The sequence below is a fragment of the Collimonas sp. genome (assembly GCF_035566375.1).
GTDB lineage: Bacteria > Pseudomonadota > Gammaproteobacteria > Burkholderiales > Burkholderiaceae_D > Collimonas.
The window spans coordinates 23,991-30,154 of record NZ_DATMRK010000060.1; the positions used below are offsets into that span (position 1 = coordinate 23,991).

At 57.6% G+C, this 6,164-nt stretch carries 4 protein-coding genes; all 4 read left to right on the top strand.

Annotated features, from left to right (window positions below; all coding sequences use genetic code 11):
- Nucleotides 1–148: 148 nt before the first annotated feature.
- On the top strand, nt 149–640 hold the full coding sequence (locus VNZ60_RS19395) for a YqaA family protein (protein WP_325662038.1): 492 nt from the start codon (nt 149–151) through the stop codon (nt 638–640).
- Nucleotides 641–940: 300 nt separating this feature from the next.
- Nucleotides 941–4,963: a DUF3683 domain-containing protein gene (locus VNZ60_RS19400; RefSeq protein WP_325662040.1), complete on the top strand. Its 4,023-nt coding sequence runs from the start codon at nt 941–943 to the stop codon at nt 4,961–4,963.
- An 11-nt stretch (nt 4,964–4,974) separates the two neighbouring features.
- Nucleotides 4,975–5,403, top strand: a complete 429-nt coding sequence (locus VNZ60_RS19405) for an HIT family protein (protein WP_414648910.1) — start codon at nt 4,975–4,977, stop codon at nt 5,401–5,403.
- Between the two features lie 20 nt (nt 5,404–5,423).
- Nucleotides 5,424–5,855: a gamma-butyrobetaine hydroxylase family protein gene (locus VNZ60_RS19410; RefSeq protein WP_325662044.1), complete on the top strand. Its 432-nt coding sequence runs from the start codon at nt 5,424–5,426 to the stop codon at nt 5,853–5,855.
- Nucleotides 5,856–6,164: the final 309 nt, after the last annotated feature.

A 6,164-nucleotide genomic window follows, 5' to 3' on the forward strand; every position in this document is an offset into this window, starting at 1 on the left:
CCGCCGGAACAACCGGTAGCAGGATCAAAGCGGGATCAAGGCAAAATCAGGTCAGAACAAACAGCCGATCATTATAATGGACGGCTTTTTAAGCGCCAGCGGTTTTGCCGGTAGCTGCCGAATCCTAGAATTTTCTGAATTGTTCCCCATGATCGAATCCGCAGTTTTATGGTTGCTGAAGACGCTCGCCGTGCCAACGGTCGGCCTGACTTCAGTCTTTATCATCAGTTTTGTCGCCGCCACCCTGCTGCCGCTCGGCTCGGAGCCGGCCGTGTTTGCCGTGATCAAGGCCAACGGCGGGTTGTTCTGGGCGGTGATTTTGGTGGCGACCGCCGGCAATACGCTGGGCGGCGTGGTCGATTATTGGATGGGTTACGGCGCCAAGCAGGCGTTCGCGCGCGAGCGCGACAGCAACTGGTTCGGCTGGCTGCAACGGTATGGCGCGAAAACCATGCTGCTGGCCTGGGTGCCGGCCATCGGCGACCCCATCTGCACCTTGGGCGGCTGGCTCAAGCTGCCGTTCTGGCCTTCCGTCATGTACATGGCGATCGGTAAATTCGTCCGCTACATATTGGTGGTCTGGCTACTGCTGCATGTGCCGGACGGTTTCTGGCGGCAAGTCGCGAGCTGGCTGGCGTAAGCTGAATCAGCCTTTGCACTGACCGTAATCGGCCAACGTGAGGGCAATGCTTTCCATGATTTCGCTGACGATCTGGCTAAACATAAGGGCTCCTGAAGTAGTGGATATGGATGCATTGTAGTTAAAAGCTATTAATAAATAACAATTGATTGTTTTTATTGATTTAATTGGGTTTCGCTATCCGGGCGGGTATTGTCTTTTGCGCTGCACAAATCCGCATGTTGCCGTCGCGAAGTTGCGCGATAAGCTAAAATGCTGATTCAGCAGCAGTAGCCACGCAGTCGTCACTTCAATAGACCAATGAACGCCCCCGTAAAAATCCAGGCACTTTTGTCAGATGCGCCACACGGCGCCACTCCTACGCGTTTGCGCGAAATCCCCTATAACTACACCTCGTTTTCAGACCGTGAAATCGTGATCAGGCTGCTCGGCGAAGAAGCCTGGCAGTTGCTGGACGAGTTGCGCAGCAAGCGTCAGACCGGCCGTTCCGCCAGGATGCTGTATGAGGTGCTGGGCGACATCTGGGTGGTGCGGCGCAACCCGTATCTGCAAGATGACATGCTGGACAATCCAAAACGCCGTCAGGCGCTGATTGATGCGTTGCATCATCGCTTGAGCGAGGTCGACAAGCGGCGCATCGTGACCGATCAGGCCGATATTGCCGATACCGATATTACGACTGATGCCGAGGCCAAGAAGCGCAGCGAGAATGTCGAGGCGCTGCTGGCTGCGGCGCGCAAGGCGATTGCCGCCTTCTCCGACGAATTCCGCCAGACCTACGATTTGCGCAAGCGCACCAATAAGATCCTGGGGCGCTACACCGCCAAGGACAACATCAAGTTCGACGGCCTGTCGCGCGTATCGCATGTAACCGACGCCACCGACTGGCGCGTCGAGTATCCATTCGTGGTGCTGACCCCGGACAGCGAAGATGAAATGGCCGGCCTGGTCAAGGGCTGCATCGAACTCGGCCTGACCATCATCCCGCGCGGCGGCGGCACCGGCTACACCGGCGGCGCGATTCCGCTGACACCATTGTCAGCCGTCATCAACACCGAAAAACTGGAGCAGCTGGGAGCAGTCGAAATGGCCGTGCTGCCCGGGCTGGATAAAGAATACGCCACCATTTATTCGGGCGCCGGCGTAGTCACCAAGCGAGTTTCCGACGCCGCTGAAAAAGCCGGTTTCGTGTTCGCGGTCGATCCGACCTCGGCTGAAGCATCCTGCGTCGGCGGCAATATCGCCATGAACGCGGGCGGCAAGAAAGCCGTGCTGTGGGGCACCGCGTTGGACAACCTGGCCAGCTGGCGCATGGTCGACCCGAACGGCGACTGGCTCGACGTCACCCGTCTTGACCACAACCTCGGCAAGATCCACGACACGCCGCTGGCGCGCTTCCAGCTGGAATGGCGCCACCCGGCTGAAAAAGGCCGCCCAAGCGAAAAGCCGTTCAAGACCGAAATCCTGGAAATCGCCGGCCGTGTATTCCGCAAGGAAGGCTTGGGCAAAGACGTGACCGATAAATTCCTGGCGGGTTTGCCGGGGATTCAAAAAGAAGGCTGCGACGGCCTGATTACATCCGGGCGCTGGATTCTGCACAAGATGCCGAAGCACACGCGCACCGTCTGCCTGGAATTTTTCGGCCAGGCGCGCGACGCGATTCCATCGATCGTCGAGATCAAGGATTTCCTCGATGCCGAAACCCTGAAGGGCGGCGCGATCCTGGCCGGCCTTGAGCATCTGGACGAGCGCTATCTGCGAGCCGTCGGCTACACCACCAAATCGAAACGCGGCGTGCTTCCGAAGATGGCCTTGTTCGGCGATATCGTCGGCGACGATGAAAACGCGGTAGCGCACGCAGCATCGGAAGTGGTGCGCATGGCGAACAACCGGGTCGGCGAAGGTTTTGTTGCGGTCAGCCCGGAAGCGCGCAAGAAATTCTGGCTCGATCGTGCGCGCACAGCCGCCATCGCGAAACATACCAACGCCTTCAAGATCAATGAAGACGTGGTGATCCCGCTCAATCGCATGGGCGAATACACCGATGGCATCGAACGCATCAACATCGAATTGTCGGTCAAGAACAAGCTGCAATTGCTGGGCGGATTGCGCGATTTTCTGCTCAATGGCAATCTGCCTTTGGGCAAGGGCGACGACGCCGACGGCGACGACATTCCCGCCACCGAAATCCTGGAAGACCGGGTCCATCAGGCTGAGCAGCTGCTAAGCGGAGTGCAGGCGCGCTGGACTTATCTGCTGGGGCATCTGGATACGCCGCTGAAGGACGCCATGCCGCAATTGGCCGCATTGGGCCTGGAAAAACTCGGTCTCGTGTTCGAGCAGCGCCTGGCGCAGCAACCGGCAGCCACCGTGTTCGACGTGGTGCAGGACCGCACCGTGCGGGTATCCTGGAAACAGGAAGTACGCGCCCTGTTGCGGCAGATTTTCAACGGCGCTTCGTTCAAGCTGATTCTCGACGAATGCAGCGCGATTCATAAACAAGTCTTGCGTGGCCGCGTGTTTGTCGCCTTGCACATGCACGCCGGCGACGGTAACGTCCACACCAACTTGCCGGTCAATTCCGATCACTACGAAATGCTGCAAGATGCGCACGCCGCGGTGGCGCGCATCATGACTCTTGCGCGTTCGCTGGATGGCGTGATTTCGGGCGAACACGGGATCGGCATCACCAAGCTGGAATTCCTGACCGAAGACGAGATCAGCGATTTCCGCGACTACAAAATGCGGGTCGATCCGGAAGGCCGTTTCAACAAGGGCAAGCTGCTGAATCTGCCTGGCTTCGAGGCCGACTTGCGTAATGCCTACACGCCATCGTTCGGCCTGATGGGCCATGAATCGCTGATCATGCAGCAAAGCGATATCGGCGACATCGCCAACAGCATCAAGGATTGCCTGCGCTGCGGCAAATGCAAACCGGTCTGCGCCACCCACGTGCCGCGCGCCAATCTGCTGTACTCGCCGCGCAACAAGATCCTGGCGACTTCGCTGCTGGTGGAAGCCTTCCTGTACGAAGAGCAGACCCGGCGCGGCATCTCGATCAAGCATTGGGAAGAATTCGAAGATGTGGCCGACCATTGCACCGTCTGCCACAAATGCGTGACGCCATGCCCGGTCGATATCGATTTCGGCGATGTCTCGATGAACATGCGCAACCTGCTGCGCAAGATGAACAAGAAATCGTTCAATCCCGGCACCACGGCCGCCATGTTCTTCCTGAATGCAACCGATCCGGCCACCATCAACATGACCCGCAAGGTCATGACTGACTGGGGTTTCAAGGCACAACGCTTCGGCAACGAAATGTTGAAGAAATTCGCCAAGAAACAGACCAAGAAACCGCCGGCCACGGTGGGCAAGGCGCCGATCAAAGAGCAGGTGATCCACTTTATCAACAAGAAGATGCCGGGCAATCTGCCGAAGAAGACCGCGCGCGCCTTGCTCGATATCGAAGACGACAAGATCGTGCCGATCATCCGCGATCCGAAGAGCACCACCGCCGATACCGAAGCCGTGTTTTATTTCCCCGGTTGCGGTTCCGAGCGCCTGTTCTCGCAAGTGGGTTTGGCGACCCAGGCCATGTTGTGGCAGGTTGGCGTGCAAACCGTGCTGCCGCCGGGTTATCTGTGCTGCGGTTATCCGCAACGCGGCTCGGGCGACTTCGACAAGGCGGAAAAGATCATCACCGACAATCGCGTGCTGTTCCACCGCATGGCGAATACCTTGAACTATCTCGACATCAAGACCGTGATCGTATCTTGCGGTACTTGCTACGATCAGTTGCAAGGCTACCAGTTCGACAAGATCTTCCCAGGCTGCCGGATTATCGACATCCATGAATACCTGCTGGAAAAAAATCTCAAGCTGGAGGGAGTCAGCGGCACGCGCTACATGTACCACGACCCCTGCCACAGCCCGATGAAATTGCAGGATCCGATGAAGACCGTGAATGCGCTTATCACCACCGACAACGGCGCCAAGATCGAGAAGAACGAACGTTGCTGCGGCGAGTCCGGCACCTTCGGCGTGAGCCGCCCGGATGTCTCGACCCAGGTCCGTTTCCGCAAGGAAGAAGAGATGACCAAGGGCGCGGATAAACTGCGCGCCGACGGTTTTGGCGGCGACGTCAAGATCCTCACTTCCTGCCCGTCCTGCCTGCAAGGTTTGTCACGCTACAACGACGATTCCGGCACTACTGCCGATTACATCGTGGTCGAGATGGCGCGTCATCTGCTGGGCGAGAACTGGCTGCCGGATTATGTGGCGCGCGCCAACAATGGCGGCATCGAGCGGATCCTGGTTTGATCATGACAGCCATGACACCCCATGCGGTTGATTGCGAACTGTGCAGCGGCGACGGCGGAGAAATTCTCCACCGCGCCGAGAAATTCCGCGTGGTGCTGGTCGACGATCCGCTGTATCCGGGATTCTGCCGCGTCATCTGGCATCGGCATGTCAAGGAAATGACGGACTTGTCGGCGGCTGACCGCACTGCATTCATGGATGCAGTGTGGACAGTTGAAACCGCCGTGCGCAATATCATGCAGCCGGAAAAAATCAACCTGGCCTGCCTCGGCAACATGACGCCGCATCTGCACTGGCATGTGATTCCACGCTATCTTGACGATGCGCATTTCCCCAGCCCGGTGTGGGCGCAAGCTCGGCACCAGCCTTCGCCATTAATCCTGGAGCAGCGTCAGGCCTTGCTGGTGGCTTTGCGCTCGGCGATCTCCGAGCAGTTTTAATTCTCTATTCAGGCCATCCAATGACCGGCTCCAAACAATCAGCACCGGCGCCTGTGCCGGTGTCATTCACAGTACATAAGCAATCGTGCAAGCTGGAAGTTGCTTTCGATGACGGCGCGGTTTTTTCGCTGCCGTTTGAATTGATGCGGGTTTATTCGCCATCAGCCGAAGTCAGCGGCCATGGTCCGGGGCAAGAGGTATTGCAAACCGGTAAGCGCAATGTCGAAATGGTTGCACTTGAACCGGTTGGCAACTATGCGGTCAAGCCGGTCTTTTCGGATGGTCACGTCAGTGGGATTTATACCTGGGCGTATCTGTATAAATTGGGGCGCGATCAGGATGCGATGTGGGAAGATTATTTGCAGCGGCTGGAGGCTGCTGGTCATACGCGGGAAGCGGGGCGGGATCTGTCCATGACAAGCAAGACTGCTGGTGGTCATGGCTGTGCGTAAGTGAGCTGGAATGCCGGGAGCGGCCTGGCAGCTACTCACTTTCTTAGTCAATTGGGGTCAGAGTTTTTTTTCGCGGCCCTTTGCGAAAATTACTCTGACCCCAATTGACGGGCCACGGAGTACATGTCGTTGCATCCGATGATCGGTCGTCGCTACTTAAAACGTTTGCTACTCCGTGGATGCACGCCGGGGGTAGCCCGGCAGCTAGTCACTTTTTCTTGCTTCGCTGTATAGACCGGACACATGGGTAACACCTGTGCCGGGACATGGGTAACATATTTAAGCCTTACTTTCGTGGTTATGCAAGTC